At 70.1% G+C, this 15,532-nt stretch carries 14 protein-coding genes; 9 read left to right on the top strand and 5 right to left on the bottom strand.

Going from position 1 to position 15,532, the window contains the following annotated elements; all coding sequences use genetic code 11:
* Nucleotides 1-18 precede the first annotated feature (18 nt).
* The 3 genes from QZM72_RS00490 to QZM72_RS00480 form a co-directional block, all read right to left on the bottom strand.
* The gene (locus QZM72_RS00490; RefSeq protein WP_301736816.1) at nt 19-840 is read right to left on the bottom strand and encodes an alpha/beta fold hydrolase; all 822 of its coding nucleotides are present in this window, start codon (nt 838-840) and stop codon (nt 19-21) included.
* 64 nt (nt 841-904) lie between these two features.
* Nucleotides 905-1,336 (bottom strand): DUF3331 domain-containing protein, encoded by a 432-nt coding sequence (locus QZM72_RS00485; RefSeq protein WP_301736814.1) that lies wholly within the window; start codon nt 1,334-1,336, stop codon nt 905-907.
* Between the two features lie 125 nt (nt 1,337-1,461).
* Nucleotides 1,462-1,881, bottom strand: coding sequence for a hypothetical protein (locus tag QZM72_RS00480; protein ID WP_301736813.1), 420 nt, complete (start codon nt 1,879-1,881; stop codon nt 1,462-1,464).
* On the opposite strand from QZM72_RS00480, the gene QZM72_RS00475 reads away from it, so the two are divergent.
* Nucleotides 1,862-2,683, top strand: a complete 822-nt coding sequence (locus tag QZM72_RS00475) for an alpha/beta fold hydrolase (protein ID WP_256979803.1) — start codon at nt 1,862-1,864, stop codon at nt 2,681-2,683. The genes QZM72_RS00480 and QZM72_RS00475 overlap by 20 nt on opposite strands.
* 100 nt (nt 2,684-2,783) lie before the next feature.
* On the opposite strand, the gene QZM72_RS00470 is transcribed toward QZM72_RS00475, so the two are convergent.
* On the bottom strand, nt 2,784-4,364 hold the full coding sequence (locus QZM72_RS00470) for an MFS transporter (RefSeq protein WP_301736811.1): 1,581 nt from the start codon (nt 4,362-4,364) through the stop codon (nt 2,784-2,786).
* A gap of 83 nt (nt 4,365-4,447) precedes the next feature.
* On the opposite strand from QZM72_RS00470, the gene QZM72_RS00465 reads away from it, so the two are divergent.
* Together QZM72_RS00465 and QZM72_RS00460 are read left to right on the top strand one after the other, a co-directional pair.
* A complete protein-coding gene (locus tag QZM72_RS00465; RefSeq protein ID WP_301736810.1) occupies nt 4,448-5,476 on the top strand; it encodes an HlyD family secretion protein in 1,029 nt (342 codons plus the stop codon).
* Complete coding sequence (locus QZM72_RS00460; RefSeq protein ID WP_301736808.1) at nt 5,473-6,921, top strand: efflux transporter outer membrane subunit; 1,449 nt, start codon at nt 5,473-5,475, stop codon at nt 6,919-6,921. The genes QZM72_RS00465 and QZM72_RS00460 overlap by 4 nt, the downstream gene beginning before the upstream one ends.
* A gap of 27 nt (nt 6,922-6,948) precedes the next feature.
* Here QZM72_RS00460 and QZM72_RS00455 read toward each other — a convergent pair whose 3' ends face one another.
* The gene (locus QZM72_RS00455) at nt 6,949-8,220 is read right to left on the bottom strand and encodes an NAD(P)/FAD-dependent oxidoreductase (RefSeq protein WP_089471116.1); all 1,272 of its coding nucleotides are present in this window, start codon (nt 8,218-8,220) and stop codon (nt 6,949-6,951) included.
* A 226-nt stretch (nt 8,221-8,446) separates the two neighbouring features.
* Here QZM72_RS00455 and QZM72_RS00450 point away from each other — a divergent pair, with 226 nt between their 5' ends.
* The 6 genes from QZM72_RS00450 (at nt 8,447) to QZM72_RS00425 (ending at nt 15,511) form a co-directional block, all read left to right on the top strand.
* Nucleotides 8,447-8,719, top strand: coding sequence for a ubiquitin carboxyl-terminal hydrolase 14 (locus QZM72_RS00450; protein ID WP_089471115.1), 273 nt, complete (start codon nt 8,447-8,449; stop codon nt 8,717-8,719).
* Nucleotides 8,720-9,044: 325 nt separating this feature from the next.
* Nucleotides 9,045-10,331 (top strand): cytochrome c, encoded by a 1,287-nt coding sequence (locus QZM72_RS00445; RefSeq protein ID WP_301736807.1) that lies wholly within the window; start codon nt 9,045-9,047, stop codon nt 10,329-10,331.
* A complete protein-coding gene (locus QZM72_RS00440; protein WP_301736805.1) occupies nt 10,328-10,828 on the top strand; it encodes a (2Fe-2S)-binding protein in 501 nt (166 codons plus the stop codon). Before QZM72_RS00445 ends, QZM72_RS00440 begins: the two co-directional genes overlap by 4 nt.
* Nucleotides 10,828-13,089 carry a molybdopterin cofactor-binding domain-containing protein gene (locus tag QZM72_RS00435; RefSeq protein ID WP_301736803.1) on the top strand — a complete coding sequence of 754 codons (2,262 nt, stop codon included), beginning with the start codon at nt 10,828-10,830 and terminating at the stop codon, nt 13,087-13,089. The genes QZM72_RS00440 and QZM72_RS00435 overlap by 1 nt, the downstream gene beginning before the upstream one ends.
* Nucleotides 13,090-13,194: 105 nt before the next feature.
* A complete protein-coding gene (locus QZM72_RS00430; RefSeq protein WP_089471111.1) occupies nt 13,195-14,112 on the top strand; it encodes a LysR family transcriptional regulator in 918 nt (305 codons plus the stop codon).
* A 181-nt stretch (nt 14,113-14,293) separates the two neighbouring features.
* Nucleotides 14,294-15,511, top strand: a complete 1,218-nt coding sequence (locus tag QZM72_RS00425) for an MFS transporter (RefSeq protein ID WP_301736802.1) — start codon at nt 14,294-14,296, stop codon at nt 15,509-15,511.
* The last annotated feature ends 21 nt before the right edge of the window (nt 15,512-15,532 follow it).

Raw genomic sequence — 15,532 nt, 5'->3', positions numbered from 1 at the left:
CCGGCCGGCATCGCGGGCTCAGGCCCGCGCGAACGCCAGCAGCTCGTCGTTCAGCCTGGCCGCGTGCGTCAGGTAGAGCGCGTGCGGGCCGCCTTCGTAGACGCTCAGCGTCGCATGCAGCACGCGTTTCGCCGTGGCGGCGCCGGTCAGCGCGAGCGGCGCCGTCTGGTCGTCGTCGCCATGAATCACCCGCGTCGGTACGTCGAATCGTTGCAGATCGGCACGGAAATCGGTTTCGGAAAACGCGCGGACGCAATCGAGCGTGCCCTTCAGCCCGCCCTGCAGCGCCATGAACGACGTCCAGCCGAGCGCCGCGCGCGACACCGTCGAGCCGTCGCGGTTCGAACCGGTAAAGAGCGGCCAGAAGCCGTCGAAAAACGCCGCGCGATCGGCCACGATGCCCGCGCGCATGCCGTCGAATACCGCGACGTCCACGCCCTCCGGATGATCGTCGCGGCGCGCGACGAGCGGCGTCACCGAGCCGATCAGCACCGCCTTCGCGATGCGGCGCGTGCCGTGCCGGCCAATGTAGCGCGCCACCTCGCCGCCGCCCATCGAAAAGCCGACGAGCGTCACGTCATGCAGGTCGAGCGTCTCGAGCAGCGTGGCGAGATCGTCGGCGAGCGTGTCGTAGTCGTATCCGCTCCACGGTTGACCGGACCGCCCGAAGCCGCGCCGGTCGTACGCGATGCAGCGCAGGCCGTGCGACGCGAGATGATGCATCTGCACGTCCCACATGTCGGCGTTCAGCGGCCAGCCGTGAACGAACACGACCGGGCGGCCGCTGCCCCAGTCCTTGTAGTGAATCGACACGCCGTCGCGGGTGGTGAATGTGCTCATGAGGGTTCCTTTCGCATCGGGACGCCGCGGCCGCGAACGCGGCCGACGCGTGCGGCGCGGCGCGTCATGCCCGCGACGGCCGCGCGACGAACTGTTCGAGCGCCGTCGCGAGCACCATCTCGCGGCAATTCGCGGGGCGTTTCTCGCCGCGCCACTGCGGTTTGTAGATCGCGTCGCCGATCCGGATCGGCTGCCCGGTGAGCGCGCAGCGCGCCAGCCTGCGCGCCTTCGCGCAGATCCAGCGTTGTTCGTCGTAGCGGCAGCGCGTCGGATCGCTCCACGACACCAGCATCGACGAATCGGTCTGCCGCTCGACGGCGACGATCGCGCTGCGGCGGCGCACGTCGCCGCTCGACGGCATCGGCGCCTCGTCGCGATGCGGGTGACGCGAGCCGTCCGTCTCCCGCGTGCGCGGCATCGGCAGCAGCCGGACGCCCGCGACGGGCAACGGTCCGAGCGACGTGATCATGTGCTCCCAGCGATTGAAGGCGTCCATGGCGGCATATCCAGGCAGGTGACGGGCGGAGCGGGCCCGCCGGCCCGTGCGCGTGGCGCGCAACGTGTGCCGGTGACCCGATGTTGACGATAGCCGCCGTGCGCTGAAGAGTCCCGGTCCCGCGCTTAATTTTTCTGCAGCGCGGCAAATCCGCGCGCGCCGCCGCGGCGTTCAAGAAAATTCAGCCGGATTTCAGTACGGCGGGCGCCGCGCCGGGATACGCTCCCGACGGCTTTCGTTCGTCCGCGCGCGCCAGTCGACGCGCGGCGGCGCACGCCGGACGGCTGCCGGGCGGGATGGCCGCGGCCGGCCGCCATCGAACCACCGTCCCGGGCGGCCTCGCCGCCGCATACCTCAGGAGTCCAGATGCACCCCGAACAGACCGATGCCGTTGCGTCGGCCCGCCGCCGCGACATGCTGCTCGCCGGCGCGACGGCCGTTGCCGCAGCCGCGCTGCCCGCGATGGCGGCCGCCGCCGGCACGCCGTCCCCCAGCCCCTCTTCAGCCCATGCAGGAACGCAGACGATGAACACGATCACCACCAAGGACGGCACGCAGATCTACTTCAAGGACTGGGGTAGCGGCCGCCCGGTCGTGTTCTCGCACGGCTGGCCGCTGTGCGCGGACGCGTGGGATGCGCAGATGCTGTTCCTCGTGCAGCGCGGCTATCGCGTGATCGCGCACGACCGCCGCGGCCACGGCCGTTCGAGCCAGCCGTCGCGCGGCAACGACATGAACACGTACGCGGACGATCTCGCCGCGCTGCTCGACGCGCTCGACGTGCGCGAAGCCACGCTCGTCGGCCACTCCACCGGCGGCGGCGAAGTCGCGCGCTATATCGGTCGCCACGGCACGAAGCGCGTGGCGAAGGCCGTGCTGATCGGCGCGGTGCCGCCGCAGATGGTGAAGTCGCCGACCAATCCGGGCGGCCTGCCGATGGACGTGTTCGACGGCATCCGCAAGAACGTCGCGGAGAACCGTTCGCAGTTCTACAAGGATCTCGCCGTGCCGTTCTTCGGCTTCAATCGCCCGAACGCGAAGGTGTCGCAGGGCACGATCGACGCGTTCTGGTCGCAGGGGATGATGGGCGGCATCCACGGCCAGTACCTGTGCGTGAAGGAGTTCTCGGAAGTCGACTACACCGACGACCTGAAGAAGTTCGACGTGCCGACGCTCGTGCTGCACGGCGACGACGACCAGATCGTGCCGATTGACGATTCGGCCCGCCTGTCGTCGAAGATCGTCAAGCACGCGGTGTTGAAGGTGATCGAGGGCGGCTCGCACGGGATGTGCGTCGTGAGCGCCGATCGCATCAACGCCGAATTGCTCGCGTTCCTGCAGGCGTAAGCGCGCCGTCCGTCGCGGCGGCGCGCATGCCGCCGCGACGGACGCCGCACGCGCGCCATTCAGGATTTTTCAGGAAATTTCAGATCGTCCGGTGCGGCGCTCAAGGCGCCCACACCGGGCGCAGCAGGATGCCGAGCAGCGCGCCGGCGAGCGCGAACGCCATCGCCACGCGGAAGTTGTCGGCCAGCGCGAGCGTCGTGGCCTGCACGCGCACCGCGCGGTCGATGAGCGCATAGGCCGCCTGGTCGCCCGTCGCGAACGTGGCGCCATGCGCGACCAGCGACGCCGCGCCCGCCCTCAGCCGTTCGAGCGTTTCCGGATCCGACAGCGACACATGCAGACCGACGAGATTCGAATGGGTAGCCTCCCTGATCCGCTGAATCACCGCGATCGACGTCGTGCCGAGCTGCCCGCTCAGCAGGCGCGTCGTCTGCACGACCGCGCCGAACGTGAGCGCATGCTCGGCCGTCACGTGCCGGCCGAAGAAAACGATGACCGACGTGAGCGCCGTCGTCTGGCCGAGCGCCTGCAGCAATTGCGACGGAATGAAATCGGGTTCGGCCCACACCGGCGTGAGCCGCGAACCGAGCGCGAACGCGATCGCCACCATCGCGAAGCCGGCGACGATCAGCCGGCGCGGGTCGACACGCTGCAGCAACAGCGCGACACACGGCGCGAACAGCAGTTGCGGGATCGCGATCCAGCGCAGCGTGTCGCCGATCTGCAGCGGGCGCAGGCCGTACGTGCTGGCGAGGAACAGCGACGGGATGAAGCTCGTGTTGAGCACGGTGAAGCGCACGAGGCCGACGAGCACGATCAGCAGCGCGATGTTGGGCCGTGCGAGGTAGCCGAGATCGATGCCCGCGCGCGGCGACGCGAGTTCGTGGATCAGGAATGCGGCGATCATCAGGATGCCGGCGACGAGCAGCGCGACGATCAGCGGCGACTGCAGCCAGAACAGCCGCTCGCCCTGGTCGAGCGCGACGCACAGGCACGCGAACCCGCCTGCGCCGAGCAGCATCCCGCGCGCGTCGATGCCGGACGCGAAGCGCTTGATCGGCTCGTCGGCGAGCGACAGCATCAGGCACGCGATGAACGGCACGGTCAGCGCCGCGTTCTGCCAGAACAGCCAGCGCCAGCTCAGGTGTTCGCTGTACCAGCCTTCGAGCGTGGCCGACAGGTTAAGCGACATCTCCAGATTCATCGCATACGCGGCGATGCCGAACGGAATCAGCCGCGGCGGCAGCGTGCGCACGACGAAGCCGACCGTCAGCGGCACGAATACGCCGGACGCGAGCCCCGCGATCGCCTGGCACACGATGAACGCGCCGAATTGCGTGCAGAGCGGCAGCACGGTTTCCGCGCCGAGAAACACCACGGCGCCCGCGACCAGCACGCGGCGCGTGCCGAACATGAAGGCCGCCGCGATCGCGAGCGGCCCGACGAACATCTGCGACGCGGTAAACGCGGTGTTGATCCACGCGCCTTCGTCGAAGCCGATGCCCAGCGCGCCGCGCACGTCGGCCAGCCCGAGCGACGTGATGCGCGACGTCAGCGTCGCGATGATCGCGCCGAGCAGCACGGCCGCGATCGCGGCGATCGACCGAAACGTCGGAATGTCGGAGGCCGGCCCTGCGGCCGGCGCCGGCATGGCACTGCCGGTGGCGAACGTCGTGTTCATCGTCGAGCGGCTCCCGCCTGTCAAGCTGGCGCAAGCATAACGCGGTGCGTCGAATCCTGCCCGTACGACGGAGTTTACCGATCATGACCCCACCCTCCCCCGCGCCGTCGCCCGCCGTGCCCGCGCGTTCCCGCAAGCCGGCCATCGTCGCGATCGCCGCGATCGCGCTGCTGCTCGCCGCATTGCTCGTGTACGAGTTCGACGCACGCGATCGCGGCACCGACGACGCGTACGTGACCGGCCACCTGCACGTGATCTCGCCGCGCGTTTCCGGCACGGTCGAACGCGTGCTCGTCGACGACAACCAGTTCGTGCACGCAGGCGACGCGCTCGTGCAGATCGACCGGCGCGACTTCGACGTGCGTGTCGCCGCGCAACGCGCACGCGTCGCCCAGGCGCATGCCGATGCGAGCCGCGCCCACGCGCTGATCGAACAGGCGGACGCGGCGCTCGTGTCGGCGCACGCCGATGCCGAAAAGGCCGAACTCGATTACGCGCGGGCCCGCGAACTGACCCGCGAGACGCCGCGCGGCCTGTCGAAGCAGGAGTTCGACGCGGCCGATGCCGCCCGCAAGTCCGCCCGCGCGCGTGTCGTGGCGGCCGACGCGCAACGGCGCAGCGCCATCGCCGCCGCCCAGGCCGCCGACGCCGCGTCGAGCCAGAACGATGCCGAGTTGCGCGACGCGCTGCTGCAGCTCGGCTACACGGCGGTCGTCGCGCCGTCGGACGGCTACGTCGGCAAGAAGACCGTGGAGACCGGCGAGCATGTCGCGCCCGGCCAGGCGCTGCTCACGCTGGTCGAGCCGCATCCGTGGATCGTCGCCAATTTCCGCGAGACGCAGTTGCGGCACGTGCGCGCCGGCGACGCCGTGCAACTGCGCTTCGATGCGCTGCCGGAGCGCGCGTTCAGCGGCCACATCGACAGCCTGTCGCCCGCGACCGGCGCGCAGTTCGCGCTGCTGCCGCCCGACAACGCGACCGGCAACTTCACGAAGGTCACGCAGCGCGTGCCCGTGAAGATCCTGCTCGACGGCCCGGCCGCGACGGAGCCGCGCATCCGGCCCGGGCTGTCGGTCGTCGTCACGCTGCAACCCGGCGGCGCAGCGCAATGAAGCGCGCCTTCGCCCTGCTCGCCGCGAGCCTGCTGGCCGCCTGCTCGATCGCGCCGCAGCCGCTCGCGCCCGTGCCGGTCGGGCGCGACGGGTTCCGTCATGCCGATCCGTCGGCCGATGCGCATGCGCCGTCGCTCGCGGCATGGCCCGCCTGGTTCGGCGACCCGCGGCTCGGCCGCCTCGTCGACGCCGCGCTCGCGCACAACCTCGATATCCGCGCGGCGGCCGCGCGCGTCGATCAGGCGCAGGCGCTGCTCGGCGTGCGCGAGGCCGCGCTGGCGCCGACCGTGCGCGTCGACCCGTCGTTCAGCCGCTCGCGCGTATCCGGCACGGTCGACAACGCGCTGCCGAAGCGCACGATGCACAACTGGTCGGTGCCCGTCGCCGCGAGCTACGAAGTCGATCTATGGGGCCGCTTGCGCGGCGATGCCGACGTCGGCGAACAGAACGTGCTGCAGGCGGCGGCCGACCGCGATGCGCTGCGTCTGCGGGTAGCGACCGAAGTGGCCGTCGACTACCTGACGCTGCGCTACGTCGACGACGATCTCGTGACGCTCACGCGCGCGATCGGGTTGCGGCGCACCGCGCTCGACGTGATCGCCGCCCGCGTGCGGGCCGGCGCGGCGAGCGATCTCGACGGGCTGCGCGCGTCGGCCGATCTCGATACCGCGCATGCCGATCTCGCGGAGAGCCGCCGGCTGCGCGAGAACCTCGTCGACGCCATCGCGGTGCTGACCGGCGTGTCGCCGACCGCGTTCGACGTCGGCACGGCCGCCGTGCCCGTGCAGGTGCCGGAGGTGCCGGCCGGGCTGCCGTCCGCGCTGCTCGCCCAACGCCCGGACGTATTCGCGGCGGCCCGGCGGGCCGACGCGGCGTCGCTCGAGCTGGGCATTGCCCGCACCGCGTGGCTGCCGACGCTGACGCTGACCGCCGACGGCGGTTTCGCCACCCGCGACCTGCGATCGTTTCTCGACCGCAACAGCTCGCTGTGGAGTCTCGGCGCGAACGTCGCGCTGACGCTGTTCGACGGCGGCAAGCGCGACGCCGCGGTGGCCGCCGCGCGGGCCGGCACGGACGTGGCCGACGCCAACTATCGCGCGACCGCGATCGCTGCGTTGCGCGACGTGCAGGATGCGCTCAACGACATCGCCGCGCAAAAGGAGCGGATCGTGCGCTACGACCGCGCGGCGCACGCGACGGACGCCGCGGCGCGGCTGTCGCTGAGCCGTTACGCGCACGGTTACGTCAGCTACCTGGAAGTGATCGACGCCGATCGCGATGCGCTGAATGCGCGGCGCCAACTGATTCACAGCCGGCAGGCGCTGGCCGTCGCGACGGTGAGCCTCGTGCGCGCGTTGGGCGGCGGGTGGACGCCGCCGGCGCGCGCGGGCCGGGATGGGTTGCGGGACGGGCTGCGCGACACGACGCAGGCCGACGCGCGATGAATGGATCGAACGGCCCGCGCGAGCGCGTCACGCGAGCGCGAGCCGATGCGCATCCTCGCCGAGAAACCGGTGCACGAAGGTCACGGCCATCGCGCCTTCGCCGACCGCCGACGCGACGCGCTTGACCGATCCCGATCGCACGTCGCCGGCCGCGAACGATCCCGGCACGCTGGTTTCGAGGTGGTACGGCCGGCGCTCGAGCGGCCATACGCGCTCGAACGCCGGACAGTCGTACAGGTCGCCGCCGGTCACGAGATAACCGTCCGGATTGCGAATGATGTCGGTGTCCTTCGCCCAGTCGGTATTCGGCGCGCCGCCGATGCACACGAACAGGCGCGTGGCCGGCAGCCGTTCGAGCGTGCCGTCCGCCGAGCGAAGCTCGATCGCGTCGAGCCAGCCGTCGCCGTGCAGCGCGGCGACGCTCGACCGGTAGCGGACCTCGATGTTCGGCGTGCGCTCGATCCGGTCGATCAGGTAGCGCGACAGCGTGTCGGCGAGCGACGCCCCGCGCACGAGCATCGTCACCTGGCGCGCATGCCGCGCGAAATTCATCGCGGCCTGGCCGGCCGAATTGCCGCCGCCGACGATGAACACCTGCTCGCCCGCGCACATCGGCGCTTCGCTCGACCCGGCGCCGTAGAACAACCCCGCATTGAGAAACGCCGGCTCCTCGGGCAGCCCGAGGCTGCGATATTCGATGCCGGTCGCGCAGATGTTCGCGCGCGCGACCAGGATCGACCCGTCGGCGAGCTCGACGCGGATCTTGCCGTCGACGAACGTCGCATGCACGCCCTCGCGCATCGTCAGCAGCTCGACGCCGAACTTCACCGCCTGCTCGCGCGCGCGTTCCGCGAGCTCCGCGCCCGGGATGCCGTCGGGGAAGCCCATGTAGTTCTCGATCAGCGAACTCGTGCCGGCCTGCCCGCCGATCGCGCCGCGCTCGATCACGACCGCGCGCAGCCCTTCGGACGCCGCGTAGACCGCCGCCGACAGCCCGGCCGGCCCCGCGCCGTAGATCGATACGTCGTATTCGACGAAGCGCGGGCGCGCGACCCAGCCGAGCCGCGCGGCGATTTCGGCCAGCGTCGGCTGGTACAGGCGCGAGCCGTCCGGAAAGATCACGACCGGCAGCCGGACGTCGCGCAGCGGCGCGATGCCGAGCATCTGTGCACAATCGGCGTCGGATGTCAGCTCGCACCAGTCGTACGCGATCATGCGCCGCTGCAGGAAATCGCGGATCGCGTACGCGTCCCTGCTGCGCGGCAGGCCGACGATTCGCACGTGTTGCGGTTGATCCATGAGCGCCTCCCGATGAAGTCGATGTCGAATGCGGTCCGGCCGATGCCGCGGCGTGGCCGGACGCATTCGCGACTGTACGCCGCCGGTGCGGGCCGCGCGGGTCGCTTCATGACAATTAAGGTCGGGCCGCGACGCGACGCTGCACAATGCCGCGTATCCCTTCCGCTTGCGGCCGCGTGCCGGCCACGCCGCAAGCGTCGCTCCCGCGCCGGCATCGGAGCGCAAGATGGCCAACGCCTGTACGCATCTCGACGAAGCACGCGTGTTCGACACGGACAAGGACTACTGTGAGGAATGCGTCAAATCGGGCAGCCGCTGGGTGCATTTGCGGATGTGCCTGATCTGCGGGCACGTCGGCTGCTGCGACTCGTCGCCGAATCGCCACGCGAGCCGGCATTTCCGCGAAACCGGCCACCGGCTCGTCCGCTCGATCGAGCCCGGCGAGCGCTGGATCTGGTGCTACGCGGACGAAGTCGTCGCCGGCGAGATGCCGTCGTGACGCGACGCGTGGAGCCGCCGCGACACGGCGCGCCCGGGATCGGCCCCCCGGCCGATCCGGCGCCGGACACCGTTCAGAACGTTTCAGCGCCGTTTCAGGCAAGGGTCGCGGCCTCTGCGTAGACTGCCGTTCATGAGCCGCCGCGCAGAACGGCGCTTGCGCCCGTTATCGACTGCTGGAGTAAAAACATGATCCCCGCCGCCAATCACCGCCGCTCGGCAACACGCTCGCGGCCGCATCGGACGACACCGCGCAGCCGACACGCATCGTCCGGTGTCGCCGCGCCTCGCATGACTTGCGGCGCACCGCGTCGCCTGGAGCGCGCATGAAGCACAAACGACTCTGGTTCGGCGCGGCCGGCATCGCGATCGCGGGCGTCGCAGTCGCGATCGGCATCATGGTGCGGCCGCCGATCGCGCCGATCGATCCGCCGGCCCCTGCTTCGTTCGATCCGCAACTGGTGCGCGCCGGCGCGCGCGTCGTCGCGCTCGGCGACTGCATCGTGTGCCACACCGCGAAGGACGGCAAGCCGTTCGCGGGCGGGCTGCCGCTCGCGACGCCGTTCGGCACGATCTACGCGACCAACATCACGCCGGACGCCGAAACGGGGATCGGCCGCTGGTCGCGCGACGCCTTCGCCCGTGCGCTGCGCACCGGCATCGGGCGCAACGGCCAGCCGCTTTACCCGGCGTTTCCGTACATTCATTTCACGCGGATGTCGGACGACGACATCGCCGCCGCGTACGCGTACCTGATGACGCGCGAGCCGGTACGTGCGAAGGCGCCCGCCAACGACCTGATCTTTCCGCTGAACTTCCGGCCGCTGGTCGCGTTCTGGAACGTGCTGTTCCTGCGCGAAGGCGCGTATCAGCCCGACCCCGCGCAGTCGGCGCAATGGAACCGCGGCAGGATGCTCGTCGACGGGCTCGGCCACTGCGCATCGTGCCATTCGCCGCTGAACGCGATCGGCGGCGAGCAGCGCGGCCGCGCGTTCGACGGCGGCATCGTCGATGGCTGGGAAGCGCCGCCGCTCAATGCGCTCGGCCAGGCCGCGCGGCCGTGGACGCAGGCGCAGCTCGTCACCTACCTGCGCACCGGCCGCGCGAGCGAGCACGGCGCGGCGGCCGGGCCGATGCTGCCTGTCACGCGCGACCTCGCGACGGTGCCGGTGGAGGACGTCGAGGCGATCGCCACGTACATCCTGTCGATCCAGAAACCGGCGACCGCGCGTGCGGCCACGGCAACGGCCGCTGGCGAACACCCCGCGACGACGCCGGCCGCGCAGCGCGGCGCGACGCTGTTCCAGGCGTCGTGCGCGCAGTGCCACGGGCCGGCCGCGCCGATGCAGTCGATCGGCGAGCGGCCGACGCTTTCGTTCAGCACGGCGGTCAACGCCGATACGCCGCGCAACGCGATCCAGATGATGTTCAACGGAATCGGCTGGCACGGCGAGGACACGCTCAACTACATGCCGTCGTTCATCGACCAGTACGACGACGCGCAGATCGCCGATCTCGCCGCGTACGTGCGCGAGACCTATACCGATCGCCCGGCGTGGTCGGGCGTCGACGCGATGGCCGCGAAGCTCAGAAAAGAGGACACCGCACGATGATTACCCTCACCGTCAACGGCGTGCGGCACACGCTGGACATCGATCCGTCCACGCCGCTGCTGTATGCGCTGCGCAACGACCTGCACCTGCACGGCGCGAAGTTCGGCTGCGGCCTCGGCCAATGCGGCGCCTGCACCGTGATCGTCGACGGCAAGCCGACCTTCTCGTGCCTGATGCCGGTGGCCGCGATCGGCGCGCGCAGCGTGCGCACCATCGAGAGCCTCGGCACCGCCGAGCATCCGGGCCCGCTGCAGCGCGCGTTCCTCGAGCACCAGGCCGCGCAGTGCGGCTACTGCATCGCCGGGATGATCATGCGCGCGCAGGCGCTGCTCGAACGCAACCCGAAGCCGACCGAACAGGAACTGCGCACGCACATGGAACCGAACCTGTGCCGCTGCGGCACGCACATGCGGATTCTCGCGGCGGTGCGCTCGGTCGCGGGGCTGCCGCCCCCGGAACCCGCTTCCGCTCCCGTCACGATCAGCAAGGGGCTGTGATGAATTCCCATGACGACATCGACGAAGGCCGCCGGCACTTCATCGTCTCCGGCGCGCTGTTCGTCGCGTTCACGCTCGCGCCCGCGTCGCGCGCGGCCGCGCAGCTGGTGATCGCCGACGAAGGCGCGGCCGTGCACGTGGCGAAGGCCACGCAGGCGCTCGCCGGCAGCCTGAAGACCAATCCGCTGCTCGATGCATGGGTCAAGATCGCGCCCGACGGCAAGGTCACCGTGTACACCGGCAAGGTCGAGCTCGGCACCGGCGTGCGCACCGCGCTGCTGCAGGTGGCCGCCGAGGAACTCGACATGAAGCCGTCGCTGATCACGTTCCTGACCGCCGACACCGGCGCGTCGCCGGACGAAGGATTGACCGCCGGCAGCCATACGATGGCCGACAGCGGCTCCGCGCTGCTGAACGCGACCGCGCAGGTGCGCGCGCTGCTGGTGGAAGGCGCGGCGAAACGCTTCGGCGTCGATCCGCGCACGCTGACGACCGCCGACGCGGTGATCACGGCGCCCGACGGCCGCACGATGACCTACGGCGACGCGATCCGCACGGTGGACCTGCACCGCAACGCGACGCCCACGTCGCCGCTGAAGAACCCGGCGACGTTCGCGGTGATCGGCACGTCGCTGCCGCGCGTCGACATCCCGAACAAGGTCACGGGCGGCGTCAGCTACGTGCAGGACATGCAGCTGCCCGGCATGCTGCACGCGCGCGTCGTGATGCCGCGGGTGTATGAAGCGAAGCTGCTGTCGTTCGACGAAGCCGCGATCCTGAAGCTGCCGGGCGTCGTGCGGATCGTGCGCAACGGCAGCATGCTCGCGGTGGTCGCGCAGGGCGAATGGCAAGCCGTGGTCGCGCAGCGCGCGCTCGCCGCCGGCTGCCGGTGGTCGCCGGGCCGCAAGCTGCCCGAGCGCGGCACCGTGCACGCGGACCTGAAGCGAATCTCGACGCAGCGCATCGAGATCGCGAACACGCACGCGGCCACCGCGCCGGCCGTGAAAACGCTGAACGCGACGTTCCTGAAGAACTACCTGCTGCATGGGTCGATCGGGCCGTCGTGTTCGGTCGCGCATCTCGAGAACGGGATGATGACGGTGTGGACCCACTCGCAGGGCGTCTATCCGCTGCGCGACGCGCTCGCCGAGATGCTGTCGATGCAGAAGGCGAACATTCGCTGCATTCACACCGAGGGCTCCGGCTGCTACGGACACAACGCGGCGGACGACGCGGCCGCGCACGCGGCGCTGATCGCCGCCGCGATGCCGGGCAAGCCGATTCGCGTGCAATGGATGCGCGAACAGGAACACACGTGGGATCACTTCACGCCCGCGATGGTGACGGAGGTCAGCGCATCGCTCGACGCGAGCGGCCGCATCGTCGACTGGAACTATGCGTTGTGGAGCAGCTCGCACAACGAGCGGATCGTCAACGCCGGCCGGCTGCTGCCCGCGCGCATGCTGGAGCCGCCGTTCGTGCCCGCGCCGTCGACGCCGATGCTGCAACCGGAAGGCGGCGCCGACCGCAACGCGATTCCGCTGTACGCGCTGCCGAACCAGCACATCGTCAACAACTTCTCGCCGACGATGCCGCTGCAGACCTCCGCGATGCGCTCGCTCGGCGCGCACACGAACATCTGGGCGATCGAGAGCTTCATGGACGAGCTCGCGCATGCGGCCGGCGTCGATCCGGTCGAATTCCGGCTGCGTCACATGGAAGACCATCGCGCGCGGCAGGTGATCCAGCTCGCCGCGAAGCACTTCGGGTGGCCGCGGCCGCCGCGCGCGCGCAACCGCGGCGTCGGCTTCGCGTTCGGCAAGTACAAGAACCTGATGGCCTACGTCGCGATCGCGGTCGAGGTGTCGGTCGTGCCGGAAACCGGCCAGGTGACGCTCGAACACGCGGAAGCCGCCGTCGACGCGGGCCAGATCGTGTCGCCGGACGGGATCCGCAACCAGATCGAGGGCGGCATCGTGCAGGCCGCGAGCTGGACGCTGTACGAGGCGCTGAAGTACGACACGGAACGGATTCGCAGCTTCGACTGGAGCAGCTACCCGATCCTGCGCTTCTCGGCCGCGCCGCGGAACGTGAAGGTCCACCTCGTCAATCGCCCCGGCGCGCCGTTTCTCGGCGCGGCCGAGGCGTCGATGGGCCCGACCGCCGGCGCGCTGGCCAACGCGATCTTCGATGCGACCGGCCAGCGCCTGCGCGAAATGCCGTTCGCCGGCGATTCGCTGAGAAAGCGCATCGAAGCCTAGCGGCGGCGTCGCACCCGCCACGCGACACGCCCTATCCGATACCCGACAAGACGGCGCCGGCACGCACCGGCGCCGCGCCCCGACAGGAATGGAGAGCTTCCGACGATGGATACCTTGCTTTCGATGCGCGTGTTCACGCGCATCGTCGAAACCGGCAGCTTCACGCGCGCGTCCGACACGACCGGCCTCACCACGCCGCGCGTGTCCGCGCTGCTGAGCGCACTCGAGCAGCATCTCGGCTGCCGGCTGCTGAACCGCACCACGCGCCGCATCTCGCTGACCGAGGACGGTCAGGCGTATTACGAACGCGCCGTCGCGGTGCTGCGCGAGATCGACGACATGGAGGCATCGGTCTCGCAGGCCCGCAACGTGCCGCGCGGCCGGCTGAAGGTGAACCTGCCGCCCGCGATGGCGAAGCAGGTCGTGGTGCCCGCGCTGCCGGCGTTTCTCGACGCCCATCCGGACATCATGATCGAACTCGGCGTGACCGACCGGCAGATCGACCTCGTCGGCGAAGGGGTCGATTGCGTGGTGCGCATCGGCGCGCTCGACGATTCGGGGATGATCGCGCGGCGGATCGGCAGCCTGACCACCTGCACGTGCGGCTCGCCCGCGTATTTCGCGCGGTGCGGCGAACCGGAGACCGTCGACGATCTCACGCAGCACGTCGCGGTCAGCCACATCTCGGCCGACACCGGGCGGCCGCGCCCGTGGGATTACGTCGTCGACGGCGAGCCGCGCATCGTGCAGATGTGCGGCACGGTGGCCGTCAACGACGCGGACAACTACATCGAGTGCGGCGTCGCCGGCATCGGCCTGATCAAGACGTCGCTGTACCTCGTCGAGCCTTACCTGAAATCGGGCCGGCTGCGCGAGGTGCTGACCGATTTCAACGCGCCGGCCAAGCCGATCTCGGTGCTGTATCCGCCCAATCGCCACATCCCGGTCAAGCTGAAGGTGTTCGTCGACTGGCTCGCGGGGCTGTTCGAGCAGATTCCGACGCTGCAGGGCAAACGCGGCTGAACCGGTGCGGCGCGGCACTTTTGCGTGCCGCGCAACGCTCGATTGCGCGGCAGCTCGCTTCCGGCTTTATCGATTGATCAATAGTATGGACGGCAATGCGATGCACCGTATCGCGGCCGGGCGAACTCGATGCCGGCGCGACGCTTCGGTGTCCGGCCTTTCTCTTTTCCAGGAGTCGATCATGTCAACGGATTCAACACCGCTCGCGCCGCCCGCGCACGGCGTCAAACTCACGCAGGGGCTGATCCTGCTGTTCGCCTTCAGCTGCGGCGCGATCGTCGCGAACCTGTACTACGCGCAGCCGATCACCGAGCTCATCGCGCCGAGCCTGCACATGTCCGGCAACACGGCGAGCCTGATCGTGTCGCTGACGCAGATCGGCTATGCGCTCGGGCTGTTCTTCATCGTGCCGCTCGGCGACCTGCTCGAAAACCGCAAGCTGATGATCGTAACGGCCGTCGTGTCGATCGCGAGCCTCGCGGCGGCGGCGTTCGTGCGCACGCCCGGGCTCTTTCTCGCGATTTCGCTGCTGATCGGGTTCAGTTCGGTGGCCGTGCAGATCCTCGTGCCGCTCGCCGCGCACCTGGCGCCCGACCATTCGCGCGGCCGCGTCGTCGGCACGATCATGAGCGGGCTGCTGCTCGGCATCCTGCTCGCGCGGCCGCTGTCGAGCGTCGTGGCCGACGCGTTCGGCTGGCGCTTCGTGTTCGCGGCGGCGGCCGTGCTGATGACGCTCGTCACGGCCGTGCTCGCGCTGACGATTCCGTCGCGCCAGCCCGATCATCGCGCAACCTATTTCGAACTGATCGGCTCGCTGCTGCACCTCGTTCGCACGATGCCGGTCCTGCGTCACCGCGCGTTCTACCAGGGCCTGATGTTCGCGTCGTTCAGCCTGTTCTGGACCGCCGTGCCGGTCGAACTGACGCGTCACTACGGGTTGTCGCAATCGGCGATCGGCCTGTTCGCGCTGGTCGGCGCGATCGGCGCGACCTCGGCGCCGGTGGCCGGGCGCCTCGCGGATGCCGGCCATACGGTGCGCGCGACGCTGATCGCGCTCGTCGCCGGCGCGCTCGCGTATGCGGTCGGGTTCGTGCACGGCGCCGGCCTGTACGGGCTCGTCGTCACCGGCATCGTGCTCGACTTCGCGGTGCAGATGAACATGGTGCTCGGCCAGCGCGAGATCTACGCGCTGCATGCGGCGAGCCGCAACCGGCTCAATGCGCTGTACATGACGAGCATCTTCGTCGGCGGCGCCGTCGGCTCCGCGCTCGCGAGCCCGCTGTACGAGCACGGCGGCTGGCCGCTCGTCGCCGCGGTGGCCGGCGCGTTCCCGATCGTCGCGCTCGGCCACTACCTGCTCGTCGGGCGGCCGCACGCGCAACGTCACGCGGCGGGTTGAACCCTCGTCACCCATCGAATC

Source organism: Burkholderia sp. AU45388 (assembly GCF_030481585.1).
Lineage (GTDB): Bacteria > Pseudomonadota > Gammaproteobacteria > Burkholderiales > Burkholderiaceae > Burkholderia > Burkholderia sola.
This window is presented reverse-complemented; position numbering and strand designations above follow the sequence as displayed.